The sequence below is a fragment of the Microcoleus sp. S36a_B3 genome (genome assembly GCF_036700745.1).
GTDB lineage: Bacteria > Cyanobacteriota > Cyanobacteriia > Cyanobacteriales > Microcoleaceae > Microcoleus.
Map to the genome: position 1 here is coordinate 132,335 of NZ_JAUBPN010000006.1, position 25,763 is coordinate 158,097.

Sequence of the window (25,763 nt, forward strand, 5' to 3'; positions counted from 1 at the left end):
AAAATAAAAAATCAAGGTAAAGCCGAAGATTCCTACTCGCGCTTTACCTTGATTTTTGTTACCTGCCGTCCGATTTTCTTTTGACCAAAAATATCCATTTTTGCGGATTTATCTCCCGCCTCCTCGTTCTGGTGGCGTATCTTTATCGTTATCTGCGTAAAAGATCTGAGTGTCGGCTAGAGCGGTTAAAATTTCCGAAGCAGAGTTGTCTTGAGAGAAAAAGGTCGATCGAGCTTCTAAGCTTTGAGCGTTAACTGCAGTGGCGCTCAGTAACAGGCTTGACATCATAATGGAAGAGTAAACGCGGATCATAAAATTGGGTGTTTGTATTTTCCACTTCTTGATACGCACCCTCTACTCTGATATCAGGGTAAAATTTGGAATTGCGGCGAAATTATCAGTTCGTAATTGACGGCACCTGCGATTTTTTTGAGTTTTCCTCAAAAGGGGGTAAAACCCCTCATTTAACTCGCTGATGCACTCGTAAGTTCGAGTTTTAGTCCAATTGCTCGATCGCAAAATTATTCAACGTGTGTGTTTTTTTCAAATCCTCTTAAAACAAGCAAACAAACACCGCAAATTGTAACTTTTTATTAAAATTCAGATTAAGTTCATAATTTATTGATCGGGAATTTTTCGGCAACAATGGGTCACGATTAATAATCGGTAAAGGTGATTGCATAAATTTGCGATCGCGAAACCGCAGATATCAGGCAGATAAATACAGATAAACGCAGATAAATTGATTTTGTAGCAGATGCCTAAATCTCAACTCTCAAATCTCTAATCTCAAATCGACTCAGGATCGAAAACTTAATAAGTTAAACAGCTCCTACAGTCTTCTCTCCTGTAAGTTGCTTTCCTCAAAGGAGGCAGAGCCTCCCGATCTGCATTACCAGGCAGAGCCTGGTAACGAGCAATCTCTAATCTCTAATCTCTACTCGACTCAGTTGTTTGTCTACTTGTAAAAATAGCGAGTCGAGGGTTGAGGAGTTATCCAAAACAACATCGGCTTGTTGGCACTTTTGAGCTAGCGGCATCTGAGCCTTAATCCGGGCATTCGCCCGATCGCAATTCAAGCCATCTCGCTGCATTAACCGCTCTAACTGCACTTCGGGCGAACAGTACACCACCCAAATTTCGGTACACAAATCTGTCATGTTAGCTTCAAACAACAGCGGCACTGCCAAAACTACTGTCAATGTATTTGGTGATACCGGATTATGTGAAGCAATGCAGTTTTGAGTTGCTTCCACAAATCGGCGGCGTACATAAGGGTGAATCTGTTGTTCCAACCACTGCCGTTCGGCTGCGTTACAAAAAATAATATTTCCTAACTCTGGGCGATTTAAATTGCCGTCGGAAAACAAAATACTAGCGCCGTATCGTTCTACAATAGAGTCAAGTATTGGCGAACCGGGTTGCACGGCTTCGCGGGCATAAATATCGGCATCTAAAATCGGAAATCCACAGGCATCTGCCAGATAATTAGATATAGCGGTTTTTCCGGTGGCGATGCCCCCTGTCAAACCGATCGCGCGGACAACTCGATCGCTCATAATTTTCTCTTTGTTTAAACAAAACTGTGTGTTTCGACACTTGGTCTATGTGTTTGCTATGTTGGTGACACAATCAAAATTAGACTGAAAATTGGAAATTTATGATCGAGAGCTAGCGTTAGGAAGTGTCAGCATTGGGGTGCGATCGACTCTTTTTTAGCTAAAATCTCCATTTTTAACTCAAATTTAAGTCTAGATCGAGGCAAACCTATGAATGCTCAACGTGCTGTGCGATCGATTCTGGCAGCAATTCCCCTTGCTGGATTTTTGATATTAGATTTTTTGCCCAACCTGGTTTTCCTCAAAGAAAACAGCAGCGGATGGGTAATTGTGGCAATTTATCCCCAATCTCAAATTGCCGCAGCACAATCGATCGTTCCAGCACCAGAGGGCACAGGCACCGCCATCGCCCCAAAACCGGGAGCTCGCTACGACATTACAGGCGGGACAGCCTCGCGAGACGGAGCAAATCTGTTCCACAGTTTTACTCGATTCGGTTTGAATTCTGGGGAAACAGCCAATTTTATCTCCAATCCAACCATTAAAAATATCCTCGGCCGCGTTGTCGGCGGCGACGCTTCGTTAATTAACGGTTTAATTCAAGTTAGTGGCGGCAATTCTAACTTGTACCTGATGAACCCCGCAGGGATTATTTTCGGAACCAATGCCCGACTCGACGTGTCCGGGTCTTTTTTTGCTACCACCGCTAGCGGTATCGGTTTTGACAGCGGCTGGTTCAACGGCACCGGGGCGAACGACTACGCGGCCCTCGTCGGAGAGCCTAATACTTTTGCTTTTGGCGCGCAGTCGGGGAGTATTGTCAATGCCGGCGATTTAGCTGTGGGAAGCAGGCAAAATTTGACTTTGCTGGGCGGTACTGTCATCAGTACCGGTAAACTTTCAGCCCCAGGCGGTCAAATTACTGTGGCGGCCGTCCCCGGCGAAAATCGGGTGCGGTTGAGTCAAAACGGACTTTTGCTGAGTTTAGAATTTACTCCGGGTGCGGGAGTGTCGGGTTCGACAACTCTGCCTTTTTCTCCCCTGAGTTTGCCTCGACTGCTTTCGGGGCAAGGCGTTGCTGAGGCTACGGGTGTAACTGTGAACGATCGCGGTGAAGTCGTACTGACGGCCGGCCAAACAGTGCCTGCAATGGCAGGAACTGCGCTGATATCGGGTGCTGCAGACGTGTCTGCCAGGGGGGGCGCGGGAGGCAGTATCAACGTGTTGGGCGACAAGGTAGGGCTATTAGGAGCGAAGATTGATGCTTCGGGGGCAGACGGCGGCGGAACGGTGCGGATCGGCGGAGATTACCGGGGCGAGGGAACTGTGCCGAATGCGACGATGACTTATGTGGATGGCAAAAGTTCGATCGCCGCCAACGCCACAGAGTCCGGTAACGGCGGCAGAGTTTTTGTCTGGGCGGACAACACGGCAGCATTTTTGGGCAGCATCAGCGCGATGGGCGTTTCTGCAACTGGCGGCAGCGGTGGTATTGGCGGGTTTGTGGAAGTTTCGGGCAAGCAAAGATTGATTTTTAACGGTAATGTCGATACTTCCGGCACAAACGGTTTGGGGACTTTGCTGCTTGACCCGGAGAATATTTTAATTACAGATTCCGAAGCAGCGGCGGGTGATGCGGAAATTATTGCTAACAATAATATTTTGGCAGGAACTCCATCGGAAGGGCAAAACAATTCCGATGCTTCGCTGACAATTTCTACTAAAGCTTTGGAAAGTCTTTCTGGGACGACAAATGTGGTTCTGGAAGCGCTCAACGATATTAAAATTGCTGATTTGGCGGACGGTAAGTTGAGCTTTGCGGCCACTACTGGTTCGGTGACATTCACGGCAGATGCAGATCGCAGCGGTGCGGGTGCTTTTTCGATGAATCCTAGAGATACAATTAGCACGGCTGGCGGCACGATCGCCCTGGAGGGAAGTCAAATTACGGCGGGCAATTTGTCGAGCAACGGCGGAAATATTAGTTTAATAAGTCCGGGAACAACGGTTGCTAACAATATTTCGGCATCTAATTCTAGCAGCGGTACTAGCGGAAATATTTTGCTGGAAGGCCAAAACGTCACAGTCCAAAAAATTGATGCTAGCGGCTCTAAATCTGCGGCAAATGTAACTTTGACGGCTAGGAACATTCTGGGAGTGAGCTCGATCGCAGGGGGTTCTGGAAACATTACTTTGACTGGTAATGAAATTAATTTGACTGGTGGCAATAATTCGATCGGCGGTACTGGCTTTTTGGTAATGCAGCCTTGGAACCCGGGTCAAAATATTGCGGTGGGCGGTTTAGGAGATGTCGGTACTAATATTTATTTGAATCTGACAGCAAACGACCTCCGAAGTTTGCAAAATGGGTTTGCTGGAATTACGATCGGTCGCAGCAACGGTACCGGTGCGATTTTGATTGCTAATGATTTCACATTTTATGACCCGCTAATTATTCAATCGCCGGCGGGTTTGGGAACAATTGCTACTACAAATTCTTTGACTGGGGCTGACGATGCCTCAATTACTCTGAAAGCTGACGGCAATATTCGCATCGGAAATATCACTACCAACAATCAAGAAATTCGCATCAATAGCACGACGGGGAATGTGACAACCGGTCAGCTACGCACGGGAACTCCCCCCAGCATCAGCACTTCTGTCAATTCTTCCAAGCTGCCGCGCACGTCGGCTGGTGATGTGAGCGTTACGGCAGAGGGTAGGGTGACTGCAGGCTCGATCGACACTAAGGGCGATCGCGGGGGTAACGTGACGCTGACTGGCGGTGCGGGAGTGACAGCAGGGGCGATCGAAGCTGGCGGTTCGCAAACAGGGGGAAATATTACTCTGACAGGTAATGAAATTGATTTGACGGGCGGTAAGAATTCGATCGCCAGCAACGGCAATTTGGTGCTGCAACCGTCCGATCCGGCTCAGAATATTACTATTGCCGGTGCTGCTGAGACTGAGGCTTTGGACTTGACTGCTGCAAAATTGAACTCGCTGCGGAACGGGTTTACTTCCGTAGCGATTGGCCGTGCTGACGGTAGCGGCATGATAACTATTGTTCCGCCCACAACAGCACCAAATTCAACAAATTCTACATCAGTCCCGGCGGTGACATTTCAAGACTCGACGACGATCCGATCGCCTTTTGGCCAGGGCGCGATCGCGGGAACGGGTGCGATCGCCGGTACTGATAACGCCACAATTTCTCTGATCGCAGGTACTGTCGCTGTCGGAGACGTTACCTCGAATGGGGGGATTAACATCACTAGCAGTCAGGGTAGCTTAACTGCTGGTGTTGTTTCATCTCGATCGGCGAACGGGGCGGGGGGCGATATCAACATCCGCAGCGCCGGTGGGGTAGCAGCGGGCAATGTCAATGCTTTCGGTGCCAAAAACGGCGGCAATATCTCGATCGCCGCACCCGGCCAGATCGTGACGGGGGCTGTCAATTCGAGTTCGGAGTCGGGAAGTGCCGGTTCGATCGAGATTAACGGGCTCAAAGATGTTGAAGTTGCTTCGATCAAAGCTCGCGGCAATACCGGCGGCGATGTCGCAATCGATGCGGGAGGAGTGTTTCGGGCGGCGGGAACTGGAACGACTGCCGATCGCCCATCGAGCGTTAGCATTTCTACAGACGGGCAGGTGCGATCGGGTTCGCTGACGTTGCTGCAAAGTGCTTGCCGCTCAGGAAACTGCAAGGCGACGACTGTGGCGGCGGGAAACTCGAAGCCGACGACTGGGGAATTGTCAACTGGGACACCGCTGGCGATCGTGCCGAGTCCGGCAGAAACTACCACTGTGGAACTGAAAACTACAGGCACTTCTCAACAAATTGTCGTTCAGCCCCCCTCCGCGTCTGGGCCCAAGAGCAGTACCGCAAATGTCTCGCCAGAACCTGCTGCTGGGTCTATTGAGGTGCTGCCGAACGAAACTGACTCCCCCTCCTCATCCTCCCCTGTACTGCTGTCGTCGCGGGTGTTAAATGCCGATGGGGCCGCGCCTGCGGCAACAGCAAACGGCAGCGCGGCGACAGCACAGAAGCCCGCGAGTGGTGGAAATATAGAAAGTATCGGAAATGTGAGGGTTCCTGAGATTTCTCGATCGAGTGCGATGCAAATAAGTCCGATCGACGCTGTGCAGCAAAGGGATAGAATTCAGGGCCAGGAATTTGAGCGTTATTTTGGTGGCAATATCGCTCAAAAGTCGGTCACGCCGCAAAGTATTCGAGAGACTCTCAGCAGTGTCGATCGCTTGACAGGGGTTAAGCCGGCGATTGTTTATGTGTGGGCGCAACAGGAATATTTAGAACTTATGTTATTTTTGCCCGATGGCAAAAGTGTTTTTAAAACCGTGTCTGTAAGCCGCGAGACTGTGTTGGAAGTGGCCAAAGAATTCACTAATGCTGTGAGAACTCCTCGGAGATTGAATACTGCTGATTATAAAGCACCAGCCCAGGAACTTTATCAGTGGTTAATTGCACCGCTGCAACCGGAATTGGAGGCTAACAAAATTGACACCTTGGTGTTTTCTATGGATGCCGGTTTGCGAACTTTGCCTTTGGCTGCTCTTTTTGACGGCAAACAGTTTTTGGTAGAAAAGTACAGTTTGGGGCTGATTCCCAGTTTGAGTTTGACTGATACTCGCTATGCCGATGTTAGGGGTTCGGAAGTTTTGGCGATGGGTGCGTCGAAATTTCCGGCTAAATACGATCAAAATCCTCTGCCGGCTGTGCCGTTGGAAATATCGACAATTGTGGGTAAGATTTGGCCTGGTTCGTCTTTTCTGAATGAAGCTTTTACTCTGGCAAATTTGAAGGAAAAGCGCAATCAACCGCAATACAAAATTATTCATTTAGCGACTCACGGCGATTTTCAGCCAGGGGGGGCCGAAAATTCTTACATTCAGTTTTGGGATACTAAGTTGCGGTTGAATCAGTTGAATCAGTTGAAGTTATCCAACCCGCAGGTGGAGTTGTTGGTTTTGAGTGCGTGTACTACGGCGGTGGGTGACGAACAGGCTGAGTTGGGGTTTGCGGGGTTGGCGGTGCACGCTGGGGTAAAATCGGCTCTGGCGAGTTTGTGGTATGTCAGCGATGCGGGTACTTTGGGGCTGATGACTGAGTTTTACCAGCAGTTGCGTACCGCGCCGATTAAGGCTGAGGCTTTGCGTCAAGCGCAGTTGGCGATGCTGCGGGGAGAAGTGCGCCTGCAGGATGGTTATTTGGTGCGATCGGGCAACAATCAAGCTCTGCCTTTGCCGGCGGAGTTGGCTGCCAGGGGCGATCGTAATTTGTCGCATCCCTATTATTGGGCTGCTTTTACCATGATCGGTTCGCCTTGGTAATTGCGAAGCAAGAGGGAAGAAGGAAGAAGGAAGTTCGGCAACGAGCAATGTACGGGATGTAACGGATGTAAGTCCGTCGGAAGAGGGAAGAGGGAAGAGGGAAGAAAGGAAAATGGTGCGATCGCGCAAACTGACTAATGATACCAATTCCGGTTGCACTCATACATGATGTCAACAGTCAACAGTCAACAGTTAACAGTCAACAGTCCACAGTCCACAGTCAACAGTGAATTTACTATTCCGATTAAGAGAGGATTTGATATGACTAATGATATCAAATCCGCTCGCACTATCAATGATTAAAATATATAATTCCAATGCTATCGGAGGAGTCTGCAGGCAACAGTTAGAGCCAAAAAATCCGCGCGTTTAAGGTGTAAATCATCATAATACAAATATAATTTGTAACTGATTAATAGCAAACGGGGCGGTGTCCTATTTTGCCGTTATGATGTGGTGCGAAAGTTTGATAAACAGTTCTGGATGCCTCAGCCCACATTAACTGGGTTTTGTACCTTTACTGCAGGCGGCCTGCGAAGGATTTTCGTCCGTTAAACTCGGTTTCTGACCACCCGTGGAAAGTTTGACAAATTAATGATAGATACAATCGATCGACCTTACACTACAGTAATACTGGCGATTAGTGCTGACGGTAAAATTGCAGATGCAGCCCGATCGCCCGCGAGATTCGGTTCTGCCAACGACAAAGCCCACCTCGAACAACAAGTCGCTGACAGTGACGCGGTTTTGTTCGGCAACGGCACTTTACAGGCCTATGGAACAACGATGAGAGTGATTTCGCCGGAATTGCTCAAACAGAGAGAACTGCACGGGAAGCCCCCACAACCGGCGCAAATCGTATGTTCGCGATCGTCGAAATTTGACCCGAATTTGCGCTTTTTCCAGCAACCGGTGCCGCGATGGCTGCTGACTGCGGAAGGGGAAGATGGGGAGAGGGGGAGATTGGGGGAGAGAGGGAGAGGGGGAGAGGGGGAGATGGGGAGAGAGGGGGAGAGAGGAAGAGGGGGAGAGGGGGAGAGAGGAAGAGGGGGAGAGGGGGAGAGAGGAAGAGGGGGAGAGGGAGGATTTGCAATTGAAACTCCAAGTAATTCGCCTCTTCCTTCTTCCTCCTTCCTTCTTCCTCCTTCCTCCTTCCTTCTTCCTTCGATTTTCGATCGCACTATCTATGCTAAAACCGCCGGTGGAGAGATTGATTGGATTGATGGGTTTCAACAGCTAGCAAGCTTGGGTATCAAACGGTTGGCGATTCTGGGCGGGGGAAAATTGGTGGCGTCTGTGTTGGCTGCGGGCTTGGTAGACGAACTTTGGTTGACGGTGTGCCCATTAATTTTGGGCGGCGCGGATGCACCGACTCCTGTTGAGGGAAAGGGTTTTTTGGCGGATTTGGCTTTGAAATTGGAACTTTTGGCGGTTAAACAGGTGGGACAAGAGGTGTTTTTGCATTATAAGGTCGATCGATCGCCGCACGTATAACATCAAGGCCCAAGAAACCGGGTTTTTTGCTGAATCTGGTGGCTGCGATCAAAGATGTTGCCAAAAACCCGGTTTCTGACGAATCGCGATTCCCAGCGATCGAATAATTGTATTAACTTAAATGAAGTTCGATCGCTCTACACAGAAATCTCCCTATGCTGGAACAGCCAAAAGCTCAATATTCTGTAGCCTGGATTAGCAAAATAGGCGAAATCCCCCAAGCCTCGTGGGATGCCTTGGCTATGCCCCTCAAAACTCCATTTCTAGAATGGGATTGGCTGAACAATCTCGAAATCTCCGGTAGCGCGTCAGGTAAAACCGGTTGGCTGCCGCATCACTTGACTGTGTGGCGCAACAAACAGTTGATTGCTTGCGCGCCGCTTTATGTCAAAAGCCACAGCTACGGCGAATTTGTGTTTGACAATCAGTGGGCTGATTTAGCTCAGCGTTTGGGTGTACAATACTATCCGAAGTTGATGGGAATGACGCCGTTTACTCCCGCTGAAGGCTATCGGTTTTTGATTGCTGAAGGGGAAGATGAAGATGAGTTAACGGGAGTGATGGTAAGCGCGATCGACCATTTTTGTGATCGCCACAATATCTCTGGCTGCAATTTCCTTTATGTCGATCCAGTATGGCGGCAGCGCATGGAAAACCACGGTTTCAGCACTTGGCTGCACCACAGCTATATTTGGCAAAATCAAGGCTATCAAAATTTTGACGGTTATTTAGGCGCTTTTAATGCCAACCAGCGCCGCAATATCAAGCGCGAACGCAAAGCTGTTGACCAAGCTGGTTTGTTGGTGAAAACTCTGACTGGTGATGACATTCCCCAGCCGATGTTTTCTCAAATGTATGCTTTTTATGAGAACACTTGCGATAAGTTTGGTTGGTGGGGTAGCAAGTATCTGACTAAGCGATTTTTTGAACAGTTGCACCACAATTATCGCGATCGAGTTTTATTTGTCGCCGCTTACGATAAGGAAGATGACAGAGTGCCGGTGGGTATGTCTTTTTGTTTGTATAAGGGCGATCGACTTTACGGGCGTTATTGGGGCAGTTTGCAGGAAATTGACTGTTTGCACTTCGATGCTTGTTACTATACACCGATCGAATGGGCGATCGAGCGGGGTATCGAAACCTTCGATCCGGGTGCGGGCGGGCGGCACAAAAAACGGCGCGGTTTTCCAGCGATGCCTAATTATAGTTTGCACAGATTTTACAACAACCGTCTGGCACAAATTCTTAAGTCTTACATTGGTCAAATTAATGAAAGGGAACAGGAGGAAATTGATTTAGTTAATGAGGGTTTGCCTTTTAATAAGTAGTCATTAGTCAGCAGTCAGCGGGCATTTGAGCTGGGGTCATTGGTAATTGGTAATTGCCATCCAATAACTACAGTCCTGGACGCATCGAAACCCAAGAAACCGGGTTTTTTATCTAATTTGCGGGCTGCAACAAAAGACGATCGTAAAAACCCCGGTTTCTGACAGCGCTGGCGTAAGTCCTAAACTAATGACCAATGACCAATGACTACTGACTAATGACTAATGACTACTGACCAATGACTAATGACTACTGACCAATGACTAATTCAAAAATACTCTCCCGTCTTCTTGAATTTCTAACGATTTTGTGTCGGAGCTCAAGTCTGTTGTAGCGCCAAAACTTACTTGCAACATTCCCGGCATTGCGGTGGCTTTGGGGCGAACTAACAACAATCCACCGTCTGGGCGCTGGTATGTGAGGGTGATCGGTACTTTGAGGTTTTGAAGCAAAATTTCCGATTGTTCGCCTAGAGTGCGCGGTTGGGTGACTCCTAGGACTTGATAATTGATCAGGGCATTGGTGGTATTCACGAGTTTAATTACTACCATGCCTTCGGCTGGCGTAAGTCGCGCGGCGGGCATCGGGAAGCGGGGAGGCGCGTCTGCTGGCGCTGAGGGCATCGGGCTCTGGTCGGGATTCATACCGCGCATCGGTTCGCTGACGGGCTTTCCAGTCGCGGGTTCTGGTTCGGAAACGGGTTTTCCTTGTTGGGGCGGGGGGCCGCCTGCTTGGGTAAGTGTCGCGAGACTGACGAGTAAACCGCCGCAGGTGGCTGCTACCAGGCTGATTTTTTTGAACGGTAGATTGTGGCGAAACATAAGTAACTCCTCACAAGTTCGATCGAGATTTTCTAACAAATAGCATGGTAATCTATGCCGGAAATGAATTTTAATAGTTGTGTTTGGGTGTGAGTTAGGAAGAATCAAGGTTTGAGGGGTAGATTTTTTTTAACTGCAGAGGGCGCTGAGGGCGCCCAGAAGGGGAAGATGGGAAGAGGGTAAGAGAGGATTGTTAGAGGCTGATTTCTGCTGATTGGTGGGCGGGGAGGGTGACGGTGACAGCGGTTCCTCGATCGACTTGGCTGTCTATGCGGATTTGGCCGCGGTGGTTTTCGACAATTGCTTTGGTGATGGCTAATCCCAAACCGGAACCGGCGGCGCTGCTGTGGGTGCGGGCGGGATCGGCGCGGTAAAATCGATCGAACAAATGCGGTAGCGCTTCCGGGGAAATACCGATGCCGGTGTCTGTTACTTTGATTTGCAGTACAGAATTGAGCGCGGACGAATTTCTTTTGTTTTTGACTGGAACCTGCAATTCTACTTCAATTTCGCCACCAAAGGCTGTGTACTGCACTGCGTTACTGACGAGATTGGTAAATACTCGCGCTAGCTGATCCCAGTCGCCCACAACTGTAAAGTTATCTTCAAGCTTGGGGGAATCGATAATTTCGAGGGAAAGAGAGAGATTTTGGTGTCGGGCGATGGCCTGTTGTTCCTCAATTACTTCTATCAACAAAGCGTCGAGGGGAACCTCAACCCACTGCTGCTGCAGGATACCGCTGTCTTGTCTGGCTAAAAACAGCAAATCGTCAACCAACCGCCCCAAACGGCGCGTCAGGCGTTCGATTACCTGTAGCTGTTGGTGTTGCTGCGGTTCGATATCCGGTTCCGCCAAAGCTACTTGTACGTTAGTTTGAATAGTGGCGATCGGATTTCTGAGTTCGTGGGAAGCATCGGCGGTAAACTGTTTGAGACGGCCGTAAGATTCCCGCACCGGTGCGATCGCCAATCCCGACAGCAACCAGCCAATAGCCGCCACGCCAATTAAAGTTAAACCAGTCCCCAAAATCAAATCAAAAATTAATTGGCGGATCGGTTTTGTCACTTCAAACCAAGGATGGCTGACTCGCAAATATCCCAAAACTTGGCGGCCGATTTCCACTCGCTGCGTGACTTGTCTGAGGGAATAGTTTTGCTCTGAGTTCAACTTATTATTAATTACCCAAACTGTTTCGCCGGTGCGGTTAGCGTTAATCGGAATATTCAGCGGTTCCGACAAAGTAGACCACAGCAAATCGCCCGTAGGACTGAACCATTCTAAATCGATGTGGTCATCTTCTACAGAATCGCTGCTGTCTCGAAAACTGGCTTGAATATTCACTTGAGACTTAGTTGGAGCAGTACCAAAAATTATTGGTTCGATCACAAGTGTGCGTTCTACTACTTCCACAACATGATTTAGAGTATCGTCAATGCGATCGATCAAAGTATTGCGGACGTAGAAATAGAAACCCGTGGCGAACAATAGTAATAACACCGCAGTAACGGCAGTGTACCAAATAGCAAGGCGGCGGCGAGTAGCTTGAAACATATTGCATTACATTGCGAAGGAAGAAGGAAGAAGGAAGAGGGAAGAAGGAAGAAGGAAGAGGGAAGTTCAGCAACGAGCAATGTATGGGATGTAACGGATGTAACAGATGTAACGGATATAACGGATGTAAGTCCGTCGGAAGAAGGAAGAGGGAAGTTCGGCAACGAGCAATGTACGGGATGTAACGGATGTAACGGATGTAACGGATGTAAGTCCGTCGGAAGAGGGAAGAGGGAAGAGGGAAGAGGGGAAAAAAGAGCGAGATTATCTTCAAGCGATGTTGAACTAATAACCATTAAGTAACTATTAACTAACTATTCACAACTATAACGTTCTTATCTTCTGCTCTTTTTCTCTTCTTCTCTTTCTTAATGTCCTAGCGCTTACGCGCCACTTTGCGTACTGCGTCTAGTTCGTTCAAAAAAGCCTTGTTCGCAAATCATCAAAAAAAAATCTAACAACTTTCGATGATTAATACTTCAGATAGATGTAAAAGTAGCTGTCAGTATGGTAACTTACTGGCGAAACTTTTTAGGTAAACGCCTGTGAACAAATTTTTATTCCGCGCTGCGATCGGGCTGTTAATGGCATTTTTTGGCGCAATTACCTATTTTAGCAGCAACGTAGAAAATCCTGTTACCGGAGAGAAACAACGGGTGCAGCTTTCACAGCGCCAAGAGGTAGTTTTGGGATTGCAGGCGCGAGACAAAATGGCGGCTCAATACGGGGGGCTTTATCCCAGCCAGAGTATTCAGCAGTATGTCGATCGAGTAGGAAAAAAAGTTGTCAACGGTTCGGAGGCCAAAAAAGCAGGTTATCCGTTTCAATTCTACCTGCTGCGAGACCCCAAAACTGTCAATGCTTTTGCTCTTCCGGGGGGACAAGTTTTCATTACCGCCGGACTCCTGCGGCGGCTGAATTCCGAGGCTCAGTTGGCTGGTGTACTGGGACACGAGGCCGGTCACGTTATCGGGCGACACGCTGCGGAACACTTGGCAAAACAGCAGTTGGGCAGGTCTTTGGTAACGGCGGTTGGGGTGGCTGCTAGCGACGAACGCGGTGGCGGCCAGCAGGCGGCATTAATTGCTCAAGCTGTCAATCAAGTTGTGAGTTTGCGCTACGGTAGATCGGATGAACTTGAGAGCGATCAGCTCGGTTTTCGGTTTATGACCGAGGCGGGTTACGATCCTAGAGGTATTGTTGAGTTGATGCAAATTCTCGGTGCTGCTAGGAATGGCGAAGCAGCACCAGAGTTTTTAAGTTCTCACCCCAACCCTGAAAACCGAGTTCAAAAGTTGCAAGCTTTAATCGCCCAAAATTACCCTAACGGCGTTCCGGCTAATTTGGTTTCTGGACGCGAAGAGTTTGCTAAGAATGTGTCTGGCGGTTAGCTAGAATTCTACTAAATTGAACGGCGAAGACGCAAAGCTCGCGAAGTAAGAAAAGAGATAGAATGTTCAAGGGCTTGTGAACTAATAAACCACCATAACTATTAATAATTGACAATAACAAGTCTGTTTTCTTCTTCTATTCCTTTGTGTCTTCGCGTCTTCACGATTTGTTTTTAATCCTAAATCACTGCTAGGTCGAACCGCGAAGACGCAAAGCTCGCGAAGCAAGAAAAGAGAGAGAATGTTCAAGGGATTGTGAACTAATCAATCACCCTAACTATTAATAATTGGCAATAACAAGTCTGTTTTCTTTTTCTATTCCTTTGTGTCTTCGCGTCTTCACGGTTCGTTTTCAATCTTAAATCACTGATGTCCGGTTAACCCACCCGATCGAGTGAGGAAATCCGCCAACGCACTGTGTACGTATTTGATGAGAAAATAAATGAATAAAACAGGTTTCAATCAAAAAAGGATAACCGTTATCAATGGCAATTAAAGACCAGCCCAAACTACCTCGTTTTCGATTAATTAGCAATATTTTGTTATTGCTCTCAAGTGTGTTTCTGCTGGCAAATATCTTTTTGCCCAACTTGTTTGGGGAGCAAATTCCGCGAGTTCCTTACAGCTTGTTCGTGCATCAAGTCCAAGAACAAGATGTAGTGCGAGCTTCGGTAGGACAAAATGAAATTCGCTACCAACTCAAAGGCGAAAACGACAAACCAGGTCAAGTGTTGTCAACTACGCCCATTTTTGACTTGGATCTGCCTAAACTTTTGCAAGAAAAAGGCGTTGAATTTGCGGCAACTCCTCCTTCTAAAAATGGCTGGATTGGCAGTGTTTTGAGCTGGGTGATTCCGCCGCTGATTTTTGTGGCGATTTTTCAATTTTTTATGAACCGGGGCGGTGGTGGGCCACAGGGTGCGCTGTCGATCGGCAAAAGTAAAGCTAAGGTCTACGTGGAAGGTGAATCTGCGAAGATTACTTTTGCTGACGTAGCCGGCGTAGAAGAGGCTAAAACTGAATTAGTCGAAGTTGTGGAATTCCTGAAAACTCCCGACAAATATACCGCAATTGGCGCGAGAATTCCGAAGGGTGTGCTGTTAGTCGGGCCTCCGGGAACTGGCAAAACTTTGTTAGCAAAAGCAGTGGCTGGTGAAGCGGGAGTGCCGTTTTTTAGCATCTCGGGTTCGGAGTTTGTGGAACTGTTTGTTGGTGTTGGTTCTGCAAGGGTTAGAGATTTATTCGAGCAGGCTAAGAAGCAGGCTCCTTGTATTATTTTCATTGATGAGTTGGACGCGATCGGCAAATCTCGTAGCAGTAACGCTAGCTTCGGGGGGAATGATGAACGCGAACAAACTCTCAATCAATTGTTAACTGAAATGGACGGTTTTGCGGCGGGCAATACTACGGTAATTGTTCTCGCTGCAACTAACCGCCCGGAAAGTTTGGATGCTGCTTTGTTACGCCCTGGCCGTTTCGATCGCCAAGTTTTAGTGGATCGCCCGGATTTATCTGGCCGCGAAGCAATTTTGAACATTCACTCTCAAACAGTGAAGTTGGGCCCGGATATTGATTTGAAGGCGATCGCCACTCGCACCCCCGGTTTTTCGGGCGCAGATTTGGCAAATTTGGTCAATGAAGCTGCCTTGCTAGCGGCGCGTAACAAGCGCCTCGCTGTGGCACAGGAAGACTTTTTAGAGGCATTTGAGCGCGTTGTGGCGGGCTTGGAAAAGAAGAGCCGGGTGCTCAATGAAAAAGAGAAAAAGATTGTAGCTTACCACGAAGTCGGGCACGCGATGGTTGGTGCTGCGATGACGGGCGGCGGCGAAGTGTCAAAAATCTCGATCGTCCCGCGCGGTATGGCTGCATTGGGTTACACGTTGCAAGTACCGACTGAAGACCGTTTCTTGTTAGATGAATCGGAGTTGCGGGGTCAAATTGCAACTTTGCTGGGCGGGCGATCGGCTGAGGAAGTGGTGTTTGGTAGCATTACTACTGGCGCTTCCAACGACTTGCAAAGGGCGACGGATTTAGCTGAACGGATGGTGACAACTTACGGGATGAGTAAGGTTTTGGGGCCTCTTGCTTACGATCGAGGTCAACAAGCAATGTTCCTCAATGATGGTATGGGAAATGCCCGCCGTGCGGTAAGTGCTCAAACTGCGGAGGCGATCGACCAAGAAGTGAAGGAAATTGTCGAAACTGCACATCAGCAAGCTTTGGATATTCTGAAAGCTAATCGGGAATTGTTGGAAACAATTACGCAGAAACTGTTGGAAACTGAGGTGGTGGAAGGTGAGCAACTGCACAAATTCCTCAGTCAAGTGCTGCCTTTAGAGAAGGCTGCAGCTTCAGTTTAAAAGGGTTTGCACGGGGCCTAGAAACCGGGTTTTTACGAGAATACTTTGCTGTATGCGATAGATTCAGAAAAAACTCGGCTTCTTTGTCGGAGTGCGTAAATCCTGTTTAATTCAACCGCAGGTTAACGCAGGTGATTGCCATATCATCTGCGTTTTTTAGTGGTACGGATGAGTTAAGCTGTTAGCCCGATCGACCAGTATCAACAGGCACTGCACGCGCCGAGGTGACTCCCGTGTCTGCCGGCGTGCCGATTCTAGTCCAAACCCCGGATTAGCCTTGTGGCAAAGGTTCACAGATTCCAGGATTGCGATCGTCTCTGCACTCCTGGAATCTGTAAGCAATCGGCTGTTAAATAGTAACATAAGCTACAAAATAAATGAGCTACTTACTGAAATTACTGAGAAAAATTGCTTTTTCCTGAAAACTCTTGCTAACGGTGTTCAACCTGTGAGAATATTCGGCTAGTAAAGTTAATCGCGATCGAGCTATGACTGTTCAGGTATATAGAACGCACGCTTACGGGACAACCCATGAAAATCGGATTTTTGATGCTTTAGCAAACGAATTGAAACGGGTATGGGCCGATTCGGATGATTTAATAATTCTGTTAGGAAATTTCTACTGTGATGGAAGCGAAATTGATGCAGCAGTTATGAAAAGAAACAGCATTACTGTCATCGAGTTCAAAGACTATGGGGGAAATATTACTTTTTCAGAAAATGGACTGTGGCTTGCGGGGGAAGTTCAGGTTAGAGGGGGAAGCAAGCCAAATCCATTTATTCAAGTCAGAGATAACAAATTTGCGCTACTCAACAGTTTAAAAAGAATTAGCTTTTCGTCAGATAGACAACCAAATTTAGGATATATATCTGGGTTGGTGCTTTTTCACAAACCTATTACCTGTGACGAAGAACAGCTACCGCCTAATATTGAAAGGTGGTTTCATGTTGTTGACTTCGCTGGTACTATACAGCGGTTATCTCAAATTACTAGCCGAGAAATCAATCTTTCTTATCAAGATTTAGCAAAGATAGTTCAACATTTTTCTATTCCTGATTATGTTCCTCCCGGATGGGGTAATAAAGCAATTACTGACTCTTTATCAGCAGTTGATACTGCTAAATTTGAGTTGCCTAATTCTTTAGAATCTGTAGTTTCTAGGATCGAGCAATTTTTAGGTTCTTCAAAGAAGATTTTAATCATTACTGGGATGATGGGAACAGGTTTGCATCTTCTGCAAAAAGCGATTGCAGATAAATCTAGATCCTTAAGGCGAAATTGCTCGGTACTTGCGCCTAACAGTAAGATTGCATCGCTTTATTCAGTTGAATCAAAGAGTATTTACTCGCATATCTTCACGAAAAACTATAAAGTAGAGAAGGATCTGCTGATCTATGGATTGAACAAAAATCAGGATACAGAGCAACAAGTCTACATTGTCGGTGATGCCCATTTGATATCTAATTCACCGTTTGAAAATGATGTTTTTCGTTACGGTAGCGGACAACTCCTTACAGATTTTTTGGAATATACGGAGATCGAAAAGACGAAAAGACAGGTGATTTTTATGGGCGATATGTTCCAGCTAACGAGAGGTAAAATTGATGAATCTGCACTGTCTTACGAGCGTTTGCAGGCTGCGATCGGCGGTGAGATAGAGCAAATCAATCTTGATTTTATACTTCCAGGACAAGAGCAAAATTTGTTTGTCAGAAATTGTCAACAAATTGCTCAAAGTATACACTGTGCCCGATTTAATCAGCTCGCAACTATCGCCGATGACTCGAATTGCATCCAAATAGTCGATCGCGATCGCGAACAGGAAGTATCGAAGGCTGTATTTCAGGAAGATTGTCGGTTCACCAAATTTATAGTTTTCACCAACGAATCGGTTAACCGCATCAACAATCAGGTTAGACAAGAGTATTTGGGTTTAGGTAAAGACATTGTTGCAGGTGATATCGTACATATCCACAACAGCCCTGTCGCACTAGATAGACAACAGCAAGAGCCAACTTATATATCAAACAACTCTTTTGCTGAAGTCCTGGAAGTTTATCCCAATACTTCACCCTTAAGCCAACCGCTGAAAGGACGCGAACAGCCAATTAAGGTGATTTTTATGCGTCTTCGAGTGCGGTTAATTGAGAATGGGAAAGAGGTCGAATTTTACTGTCTGAGAGATTATTTGTATGCAGAAAAGCCAGAACTTGATAAGGACACACTTATCGCTCTGCAGGTTTCAGCAATCAGCAGATTTAGACAACAACAGAAACAGGTAATAGAATCAGAGGGATCGGATAAATCTAACGAATTAGCAAAGTTTCTACGCAGCGATCCGCACTTAAACGCAGCCCGTCTGAGGTTTGGCTACGCGCTGACTCTGCATCGCGCCCAGGGACAGCAGTTTAAGACGGCGATCGCGAATATGGATACCGGCCAGGGACAAACAAATGCCGCTTATTTTCGATGGGTTTATACCTTGTTTTTTGTAACTAAAAATAAACTTTTTTTGTTGAATTTCCCCTCGATTACACCATTTCTTAAAACAACTTGGAACGACAGTAAATGCCAGCTCAATTCAGTAGTGTTTAAGGATTTAATTGCATTCGATCCGGATTCCGCAGCAGGGAATACAAATATTTCGGGTTTTCCGATCCCCGAAAAATCTTTAAAAAATCTTTACTTGTATCTCGTGGAAATTCTCAGATTCCATCGGATTCAAGTAAATTCATACAAGCATAATAGTTATCAGGAAGTCTACGAATTTGGTTCGGAAGATGGTAAAGCTTCCTGTTCTCTTCGCTTGCATTATAATGGAAAATTTCAGGTAACGCGAATTGAAAAAGTAAAATCGGATCCGATTGAATTTGCAGATTTAGTGCGCGATTTTATTACATCAAAACTGCGATCGGGAAATGAATTTCAGCAAACTATTCGAGATATCATAAAAGCAAAATTAGACTCACACAAAATAGCGATTTGGGGAATTGAACACCACGATTACCACCAATTTTACTATCTCAAATCAGACGTAGGCAATGTCAAAATGCAAATTTTCTACGATGGAGATGGTTTTGTGACGCAAGTTTTTCCGATCGCCTACACGAATCTAAAAATCGCCGAATTAGTTCGCCTTGCACTGGAGTTATAAAAATGTCAAATCTAACGGAAGAAATCAAAAATTTGAGAAAATCTGGACGCATAGACGAAGCTTATTCGAGAGGGTACGAACTGCTAAAACAGCATCCAAACGACAAATTTTTGGCTAGCAGTGTGGGTTGGGTTCTCTATGACAAAGTAAAAAAACTAATAGATACGGCTAATCAATCTCAATCCATAGATCCAGAAATATCTGTCAGCCAACTTAGGGAAATCTTGGCAGAATATTACAAACTCAAGCTGACTCGACCAGATTTGCTGTTTAGTCGTTTGCTGTCCCAAATTGTTAGATTAAAAAAGGAAATCAAGTTTTTACCGAAGTTCATAAAATGGGCTGGTATTGACAGTTTTAGAGCGGAAGATTTTCAGGCTTCTGCTGCTAATGACGGTAATTTTTTTGAGTCATTGGTTGAGAAAACAGCAAGGGAAGTGGGGAAGATTGCTTGTGAATTGACTGTTCGAGATTACTCTGATGTACGAGAATTACAAGATTTTGCAATTAAATTGATAGATGTTGCACTCGATCGCGCCCAAGTTCAAAAACCGGAATGGCTAAATTATCGCAAGGCTTTATTGCTAAATCGTTTGGGGCGATCGGCAGAATCTCAAAAACTGCTGGTTTCTTTTGTGAAGCAGAAGCGTAGCGATTATTGGGCGTGGCACGCTTTAGCGAAAGTCGTGGAAACTTCCGATACTCAACTAGCGCTGGCACTTTGTGCAAAAGCGTGTTTGACTTGCAGGGATGAAAATTTTGGTGTTAGCGTTTTTGAGGATCTCAGCCGACTCGCAGCAAATAGAGGCCAAGAGAAAGTCGCTAAATGGGCTGCCGATCGAGCTTTTGCTATTCGTAACAATAACGGATGGAAAGTCCCCCAATCGCTTCGCAATCTCTTGACTGCTAGTTGGTATGCTGCTACAGGAAATCTCTCTAACGCAGAGGAAGTGTTAAAAAATATAGCTGCTGATGCCGAAAAGGTGATTTGGCAAAATTGCCCGCGATTTCATGCTAACTACCTCGGCAACTTTACAGCCAAAACTGGCAAGATTATGCTCAGATTTGGATTGCATTCTCATAGTGGATCTGAAGAAGTTGTTACTCCCGATCGGGGAATGCTGAACAGTCTAAATCTGCTAGTGGGCGCGCCCGTGACGGTGACTGTCGATCGAAATGGCGATCGGCTAACGGTGGTTGCGGTTGAGAAACGCGAATCGGGCAAACTCTTTGATATTATGCCTTGTAAAACTGGTCGGTTTCGTTTGAATCAAAATGGTTTTGGGTTTGTAGAAGATGTTTATGTTCCTCATGAATTAGCTTGTCAGTTGCAAAACGATCGCACAGTTAATCTTGCTGTTGTCAAAAAGTTTGACAAAAAGAAAAATCAATGGGGTTTGAGTGCGATCGCCATACTTAATTAGTGATATTAATGAAATTTTAATTAACCTACACGATCGACAGCAGTAGAAAAAAAAGGCTGGGGAACTCGATTGTCGCAACGTTGATGCCGATTTCTCAGACTATAGCAAAATCGAAATTAATCAGTGATTTTAGGTAGGTTTCGGAGCCGGTGCCCGCGCAGCATTCTCTCTGTACTGATGTCTTCATCGATTTCTTTTCAGTGAATGCCATAACCTCCTCCACATTGTTTCCATTTATCCTTTGATCGGGCGCTGCATTAAACAATTTGGAATACCAAATTAAGTGCGCGGCAATGATTCATCCATCCATCAAATCAACGCTAATTGTTTTTTATGTAAAATAAATTTCCTTAACTTTCTCGTCCGCTCTAATCGCCAAAATACCCATACCCAGCATCCAATAACGTTTGTGGATTTTATTGTACTACCGACTGTGTTTTACGAAGCTTTTTAGCATTAAATATAAGGTTTTTTTCCAAAATAACTGGCTCCAACAAAAAGTTAACCGATGATTTATTTATCTCTGTCAATATGAACATGAGGTGGTTGATTCCGCTCATGGCTGTAAAAGTAAAGTCGGCAATCATCTTGTAAGCGAATCTAAATCAATTAGACGAAAACATAAATTTTTGCATTACTAAATAGGGCTTGCTGAATAGAACTCGAAGCTATGACTGCCAAGGGTTTCAAGCTTTTAACAAACAAAAAAATGCAAGGTTATGGCCTTTGTCGGCTCAAAATCCTTGGATTTCGGTGGAAAATTGTAGAGTAAATTTGGGAACCAATCTCCGAATCTCCCATTTTTCAAGCTGTTTGGCATCTAGATTCGATTTGTGGACTTTTTCAGTAAGCCCTAAATAACTTAAAAAACCTTCTTGAAATTATTAATTTTACTGCACTAGATCGTATCAAGTCAGTACCTTGAAATTTAATGCACTTCATTGCCTAATTGAGTGTTTGTAGTGCCGTATTTCCTGTAAGGTTGGCATCAAGTGTGGCTAATGTTAAGCCATAGTAAATAGCTGTGGCACTAATGAATCTGTCTGCGGGGTCTTGATGAGGAAGTGCAATTTCGCGACTTAAAATTGCAATGGAGTGATTCATTTGGGCTTCACGAGTTTCCAAGGTTTTTAAAGCTAAATTAACCCATGTAACGGGATCTGGCTGTAAAGATATCCGTCCTTTTTCTGCAAGCATGAGTGTCTCCAAAATAGTAATTGGACTCAGCCAAAGTTCGGTATTAGAATCCCCTATCGCCATTTGAAGCGATCGCGATAGGCGCTGGTCGCCGAGTAAATACCACAGCCAAATGTGAGTATCGAGTAAAAGTTTCATTCTAAAACTTCCCACGGTTCGGCGACAGGAGCAATTAAATCTCCTAATATTTCACCGCTTCCTTTCATAGCGCCAAAGCTGCGCCGTAGAGTTTCGGTAGTCGCAGGATAAATAATTACTAATGCTTTTCCTTCGTGGATGACAGTGAGAGGGGTTTTAGTACGTTCCACTTCTATCAATAGAGTTTGGACGGTTTGGGGTAATTCAGTGGTGGTAATTTGTGCCCTTTGTTGACCGCTCACAATTTTATTCTATTTCTACTATGTATAAATAGTTATAGCATTTTGAGCTCTCATATGAGGTGCTGTCGGGCATCGGCCAAACCGGGCATAGCTCACAACGCTTGATAACCGCTATACCGCTTTCCATCGCACCAGAGTTACCATTACAAACAAAAAAAACCCGACTGCTTCAAAACACCGGGTTTCTAAATATTCTTGCTGCATTTTCAACTGCTCAAATTCCAGGCACGTAAGCCATCACAGGAGCACTTTGCTGCTGCTGCGCGAGTGTCAAAAGCCGCTGAATCCGTTCTTCTGTAGAGGGGTGAGTGCGGAAAAGTGACTGCAAACCTTTAGTCGAAAAAGGATTCACAATCAGCAGCGGCGACATCGCCGGATTGCCGTGCATGGGAATTTCATGACCCAGTTTCTCCAATTTCTGCAGCGCGTTTGCTAAACCGATCGGGTTATTGGTAATTTCCACCGCACCGCTGTCGGCTGCAAATTCCCTGGTTCGAGAAATCGCCATTTGAATTACGGTTGCTGATAGCGGTGCTAAAATGATTAAAAACAGCAAACCAAAGGGATTCGGGCCTTGTCTGCTGTCCCGCGTTACCGGGCCGTAAAGCGCTCCAAAAGTCAGAATTCGCCCGATAAATGTAATTGCGCCGGCGATCGTCCCTGCAACTGCTTGAGTCAGAGTGTCGCGGTTGCGGATGTGCGTCAGTTCGTGGGCTAAAACGCCTTCCAATTCTTCGCGGGAAAGCAGTTTGATGATGCCTTCAGTAACTGCTATTGTGGCGTGTTCCGGGTCTCTTCCTGTGGCGAATGCGTTGGGAGATTGGGTGGGAACTACAAAGATTTTCGGCACGGGAATTTCGGCTTTGGCGCTCAGCGATGCTACTATATCGTAGATTTCGGGAGCTTCGCTGCGGGCGATCGGGCGAGCGCGGTAAGCCATCAAAGCTGCCGTATCGGAATAGTACCAAGAGCTAAAACTGGTGAAGGCGGCTAATGCTAAACCGATGTAAAGTCCTTGCTCGTTGCCGATTAAATAATAGCTTCCTAAAACTAGAAGGCCGCTGAGGAGCCCTAATAGAGCTGCTGTTCTGATGTGATTTGTTCCTTGCATGGCGGGTTGGGGCGATCGCGAATTTTGATATTTTTGAGCTTGTTATTAGATTTTCATAGTTTCGGGCGATCGCGCCTCTATCCGCCGAAATAACTGCTGCCGCCAATAGTAGTATTTTGCCTCCTCAGTCATAAAAAAAAGGTGGCCGGACCGCAGGATATGATATTTCCAGGCTCTTCCTGGAAACGAGATTAAACGAGATAACCATTCTAAATACCTTGTGACTGCAATTACGGTATAATTGGTGAATATGACATAGTAAAAATTCCACATAAATCATGACTATCGATCTACAAATTTTTCAAACTGTCGTCAAGATGCCAGAATCTCTCAAACAAGAGATATTGCATTATGCAAAATATTTACTTGAGAAACACGCAAAAACTGAATCATCTCCAGAACAAATTGAACAACCTCATGGTTATGGTAGTTGGGCTGGTCTGATCGTTATGTCTGATGATTTCGATGCACCGCTGGAAGATTTAAAGGAATATATGTAACATGGAATCCCTTTTAGATACTCATACCTTTCTGTGGTATTTGCTTGGTGATTCCAATCTAGGTAGTAAAGCCAAAGAAACGATCGATACTAAAACAGGTTTGTATTTTAGTATTGCCAGCCTGTGGGAAATCTCCATTAAAATTAATGTAGGTAAGCTTCAACTGAATCGGCCATTTGAAGACCTGCCTAATGAATTGCAATACATTAACGCTCAAATTCTACCAATTACATTTGAAGATACTGAGATTTACACAAATCTTCCCCTGCATCATCGAGATCCGTTCGTTAGCGTAGCGTGCGCTTAGCGCAATCGAATTCTGGTAGCACAGACTATGAATCATTCGCTTGTTTTGATTAGTCGCGATGAGGCTTTTGATGCTTATCCCATTCAGCGGGTGTGGTGATGAAAAAGGCAAAAATTTTATACGTAAGCCCACCTAAAAAAAAGAGAATACCCAGATATCCGACTTCTTAAATAAGTCGGATATCTGGGTATTCGGTTGAAGTCTCCAACCCTAAACCGCTTGCACTTCCTTTTCCTCAACAGCAACAGGTTCTTGATATACTGTTTGAGACTCATTAGCCAAAAAGTCAGCTAATTGTTCTTCGATTTCATCCCGCACAATTTGACGGTATTCTAGGAAATGCTCGTTGTGAGCGCACACAGTTAAGTAATGATCCCAAACCGCCGGATTGTTTCTGATAATGCTGAATAAATGATGCCAGAATTTCCACCGAGTTTTGCGTTTGACTCCTTGTCGCCACACTACGGTTAGCAATGCTCGCAAGTCTATCCAACTGGGGATTCTTGATGGTATATCTGCTGTAGGTGCACCTAACATCAAAAAGTGGCGGTAGGTGCGGTCTAAATATTTTTCAGCATCGTAGACATCAGAAAATGCTTGAACATATTCCCGCGCGATGTCTTCTAGCGGCCGCGTCGGAATGAAGTTCATCAAAGTAGTCTGGTTGAGGTTGCCAGATTTTTCGCGCAATCTGCCTTCTTTTGCTAGTCGGTGGGACAATGCTGTGTGCGGTAAAGCTTGCAGCATTCCAAAGGTTGTGCTCGGAATTGCGGCTGCTTCGGCAAAGTCTACAATCCGCTGACCTGCGCCTGGTTTTTCGCCGTCGAATCCGATGATGAATCCGGCCATTACTCGCAAGCCGGATTTGGCAATTAGTTCAACTGATTCGATTAGGGAATTGCGGGTGTTTTGAAATTTTTTGGTCATTTGCAAGCTTTCTTCGTCGGGGGTTTCAATTCCTAGGAATACTGCATTGAAATGACATTTCACCATCATGTCCATCAATTCTTGGTCTTGGGCTAAGTCGATGGATGCTTCTGTGTTGAAGTTGAAGGGGAATTTGTGTTCTATTTGCCAAACTTCTAATTCTTTTAGCAACAGTTTGACGTTGCGTTTGTTGCCGATAAAGTTGTCGTCTACCATGAACACGCCGCGTCGCCAACCTAGGTTGTACAGACAGTCTAGTTCTGCGATCAATTGTTGGGGATCTTTGGTGCGGGGTTTGCGGCCGTAGAGGACGATGATGTCGCAAAATTCGCACTGGAAGGGACAGCCTCGCGAAAATTGAATTGACATCGAATCGTAGGCATCTAATTCCAGCAAATCGAAGCGGGGAACTGGGGTTGTGGTAACATCGGGTTTTACGCCGTCCGATCGATACATTCCACTTTTTTCGCCGCGCCCTATTGCTTCGACGAACATCGGCAAGGTGATTTCGCCTTCGTCGAGAATCAGGTAATCGATGCCCGCTGCTTGGGGTTCTTCGGGTACGGAAGTCGGGTAAGGGCCGCCGCAAGCTACGGATTTACCGCGCCGTTTTGCTTCGCGAATGATGTCTAGCAAATCTTCTTTTTGGACAATCATGGCGGACAGAATAACGAGCTCTGCCCATTCCCATTCTGCTTCGGTGATTTGTCTGATGTTGCGATCGACTAACTTAAATTCCCATTCTTGGGGTAAAATAGCTGCTACAGTTACCAAACCCAGCGGTGGCAGCAGCACTTTACGATCGACTAATTCTAGGATTTTCTCGTAAGACCAAAATGTTTTCGGGAACAGGGGATAAACTAGGAGAACTCGCATATTATGTTAAACCTCACATCAGTAAACAACT

19 protein-coding genes are annotated in these 25,763 nt (G+C 46.1%); 10 read left to right on the top strand and 9 right to left on the bottom strand.

Annotated elements, in window-relative coordinates:
• Window positions 1–108 precede the first annotated feature (108 nt).
• The gene (gene patX, locus QUA01_RS09245; RefSeq protein ID WP_333133067.1) at window positions 109–351 is read right to left on the bottom strand and encodes a heterocyst-inhibiting protein PatX; all 243 of its coding nucleotides are present in this window, start codon (window positions 349–351) and stop codon (window positions 109–111) included.
• A 572-nt stretch (window positions 352–923) separates the two neighbouring features.
• Window positions 924–1,559 (bottom strand): dephospho-CoA kinase, encoded by a 636-nt coding sequence (gene coaE, locus QUA01_RS09250; protein ID WP_333089409.1) that lies wholly within the window; start codon window positions 1,557–1,559, stop codon window positions 924–926.
• A 210-nt stretch (window positions 1,560–1,769) separates the two neighbouring features.
• Here coaE and QUA01_RS09255 point away from each other — a divergent pair, with 210 nt between their 5' ends.
• The 4 genes from QUA01_RS09255 (at window position 1,770) to QUA01_RS09270 (ending at window position 9,733) form a co-directional block, all read left to right on the top strand.
• On the top strand, window positions 1,770–6,911 hold the full coding sequence (locus tag QUA01_RS09255; protein WP_333089408.1) for a CHAT domain-containing protein: 5,142 nt from the start codon (window positions 1,770–1,772) through the stop codon (window positions 6,909–6,911).
• The gene (locus QUA01_RS09260) at window positions 6,912–7,049 is read left to right on the top strand and encodes a hypothetical protein (RefSeq protein WP_333089406.1); all 138 of its coding nucleotides are present in this window, start codon (window positions 6,912–6,914) and stop codon (window positions 7,047–7,049) included. It begins immediately after the preceding gene.
• Window positions 7,050–7,505: 456 nt separating this feature from the next.
• On the top strand, window positions 7,506–8,405 hold the full coding sequence (locus QUA01_RS09265; protein WP_333089405.1) for a RibD family protein: 900 nt from the start codon (window positions 7,506–7,508) through the stop codon (window positions 8,403–8,405).
• A 155-nt stretch (window positions 8,406–8,560) separates the two neighbouring features.
• On the top strand, window positions 8,561–9,733 hold the full coding sequence (locus tag QUA01_RS09270) for a GNAT family N-acetyltransferase (RefSeq protein ID WP_194011491.1): 1,173 nt from the start codon (window positions 8,561–8,563) through the stop codon (window positions 9,731–9,733).
• A gap of 261 nt (window positions 9,734–9,994) precedes the next feature.
• Here the strand turns inward: QUA01_RS09270 and QUA01_RS09275 are convergent, their stop codons facing one another.
• Together QUA01_RS09275 and QUA01_RS09280 are read right to left on the bottom strand one after the other, a co-directional pair.
• Window positions 9,995–10,552 (bottom strand): hypothetical protein, encoded by a 558-nt coding sequence (locus tag QUA01_RS09275; protein ID WP_194066647.1) that lies wholly within the window; start codon window positions 10,550–10,552, stop codon window positions 9,995–9,997.
• 193 nt (window positions 10,553–10,745) lie between these two features.
• A complete protein-coding gene (locus QUA01_RS09280) occupies window positions 10,746–12,104 on the bottom strand; it encodes a sensor histidine kinase (RefSeq protein WP_333089403.1) in 1,359 nt (452 codons plus the stop codon).
• 545 nt (window positions 12,105–12,649) lie between these two features.
• Here QUA01_RS09280 and QUA01_RS09285 point away from each other — a divergent pair.
• From QUA01_RS09285 to QUA01_RS09300, 4 genes are all read left to right on the top strand, one after another.
• A complete protein-coding gene (locus QUA01_RS09285) occupies window positions 12,650–13,495 on the top strand; it encodes a M48 family metalloprotease (RefSeq protein ID WP_194066649.1) in 846 nt (281 codons plus the stop codon).
• 485 nt (window positions 13,496–13,980) lie between these two features.
• Window positions 13,981–15,855, top strand: a complete 1,875-nt coding sequence (ftsH4, locus tag QUA01_RS09290; RefSeq protein ID WP_333089399.1) for an ATP-dependent zinc metalloprotease FtsH4 — start codon at window positions 13,981–13,983, stop codon at window positions 15,853–15,855.
• 488 nt (window positions 15,856–16,343) lie between these two features.
• Entirely contained in the window at window positions 16,344–19,010 is a 2,667-nt protein-coding gene (locus QUA01_RS09295; protein ID WP_333089398.1) for an NERD domain-containing protein, read from the top strand.
• Window positions 19,011–19,012: 2 nt separating this feature from the next.
• Window positions 19,013–20,434, top strand: coding sequence for a DUF7017 domain-containing protein (locus QUA01_RS09300; protein ID WP_333089397.1), 1,422 nt, complete (start codon window positions 19,013–19,015; stop codon window positions 20,432–20,434).
• 513 nt (window positions 20,435–20,947) lie between these two features.
• Here the strand turns inward: QUA01_RS09300 and QUA01_RS09305 are convergent.
• The 4 genes from QUA01_RS09305 to QUA01_RS09320 form a co-directional block, all read right to left on the bottom strand.
• The gene (locus QUA01_RS09305; RefSeq protein WP_333089521.1) at window positions 20,948–21,034 is read right to left on the bottom strand and encodes a DUF4160 domain-containing protein; all 87 of its coding nucleotides are present in this window, start codon (window positions 21,032–21,034) and stop codon (window positions 20,948–20,950) included.
• A 345-nt stretch (window positions 21,035–21,379) separates the two neighbouring features.
• Window positions 21,380–21,769 (bottom strand): type II toxin-antitoxin system VapC family toxin, encoded by a 390-nt coding sequence (locus tag QUA01_RS09310; protein ID WP_333089396.1) that lies wholly within the window; start codon window positions 21,767–21,769, stop codon window positions 21,380–21,382.
• Window positions 21,766–22,011 (bottom strand): type II toxin-antitoxin system Phd/YefM family antitoxin, encoded by a 246-nt coding sequence (locus QUA01_RS09315; protein ID WP_333089394.1) that lies wholly within the window; start codon window positions 22,009–22,011, stop codon window positions 21,766–21,768. The genes QUA01_RS09310 and QUA01_RS09315 overlap by 4 nt, the downstream gene beginning before the upstream one ends.
• A gap of 214 nt (window positions 22,012–22,225) precedes the next feature.
• A complete protein-coding gene (locus QUA01_RS09320; RefSeq protein ID WP_333089393.1) occupies window positions 22,226–23,122 on the bottom strand; it encodes a M48 family metalloprotease in 897 nt (298 codons plus the stop codon).
• A 278-nt stretch (window positions 23,123–23,400) separates the two neighbouring features.
• Here QUA01_RS09320 and vapB point away from each other — a divergent pair, with 278 nt between their 5' ends.
• The gene (gene vapB, locus QUA01_RS09325; protein ID WP_333089392.1) at window positions 23,401–23,622 is read left to right on the top strand and encodes a type II toxin-antitoxin system VapB family antitoxin; all 222 of its coding nucleotides are present in this window, start codon (window positions 23,401–23,403) and stop codon (window positions 23,620–23,622) included.
• Window position 23,623: 1 nt separating this feature from the next.
• Window positions 23,624–23,929 carry a type II toxin-antitoxin system VapC family toxin gene (locus QUA01_RS09330; protein ID WP_333089390.1) on the top strand — a complete coding sequence of 102 codons (306 nt, stop codon included), beginning with the start codon at window positions 23,624–23,626 and terminating at the stop codon, window positions 23,927–23,929.
• 210 nt (window positions 23,930–24,139) lie between these two features.
• Here QUA01_RS09330 and QUA01_RS09335 read toward each other — a convergent pair whose 3' ends face one another.
• Window positions 24,140–25,732 carry a B12-binding domain-containing radical SAM protein gene (locus tag QUA01_RS09335; RefSeq protein ID WP_333089388.1) on the bottom strand — a complete coding sequence of 531 codons (1,593 nt, stop codon included), beginning with the start codon at window positions 25,730–25,732 and terminating at the stop codon, window positions 24,140–24,142.
• Window positions 25,733–25,763: the final 31 nt, after the last annotated feature.

Excerpts from the sequence above, each read along its gene's own strand:
- coaE (WP_333089409.1), bottom strand. The coding sequence starts at position 1,559 with ATGAGCGATCGAGTTGTCCGCGCGATCGGTTTGACAGGGGGCATCGCC.
- QUA01_RS09255 (WP_333089408.1), top strand. The coding sequence starts at position 1,770 with ATGAATGCTCAACGTGCTGTGCGATCGATTCTGGCAGCAATTCCCCTT.
- QUA01_RS09265 (WP_333089405.1), top strand. The coding sequence starts at position 7,506 with ATGATAGATACAATCGATCGACCTTACACTACAGTAATACTGGCGATT.
- QUA01_RS09270 (WP_194011491.1), top strand. The coding sequence starts at position 8,561 with ATGCTGGAACAGCCAAAAGCTCAATATTCTGTAGCCTGGATTAGCAAA.
- QUA01_RS09275 (WP_194066647.1), bottom strand. The coding sequence starts at position 10,552 with ATGTTTCGCCACAATCTACCGTTCAAAAAAATCAGCCTGGTAGCAGCC.
- QUA01_RS09280 (WP_333089403.1), bottom strand. The coding sequence starts at position 12,104 with ATGTTTCAAGCTACTCGCCGCCGCCTTGCTATTTGGTACACTGCCGTT.
- ftsH4 (WP_333089399.1), top strand. The coding sequence starts at position 13,981 with ATGGCAATTAAAGACCAGCCCAAACTACCTCGTTTTCGATTAATTAGC.
- QUA01_RS09295 (WP_333089398.1), top strand. The coding sequence starts at position 16,344 with ATGACTGTTCAGGTATATAGAACGCACGCTTACGGGACAACCCATGAA.
- QUA01_RS09300 (WP_333089397.1), top strand. The coding sequence starts at position 19,013 with ATGTCAAATCTAACGGAAGAAATCAAAAATTTGAGAAAATCTGGACGC.
- QUA01_RS09310 (WP_333089396.1), bottom strand. The coding sequence starts at position 21,769 with ATGAAACTTTTACTCGATACTCACATTTGGCTGTGGTATTTACTCGGC.
- QUA01_RS09320 (WP_333089393.1), bottom strand. The coding sequence starts at position 23,122 with ATGCAAGGAACAAATCACATCAGAACAGCAGCTCTATTAGGGCTCCTC.
- vapB (WP_333089392.1), top strand. The coding sequence starts at position 23,401 with ATGACTATCGATCTACAAATTTTTCAAACTGTCGTCAAGATGCCAGAA.
- QUA01_RS09330 (WP_333089390.1), top strand. The coding sequence starts at position 23,624 with ATGGAATCCCTTTTAGATACTCATACCTTTCTGTGGTATTTGCTTGGT.
- QUA01_RS09335 (WP_333089388.1), bottom strand. The coding sequence starts at position 25,732 with ATGCGAGTTCTCCTAGTTTATCCCCTGTTCCCGAAAACATTTTGGTCT.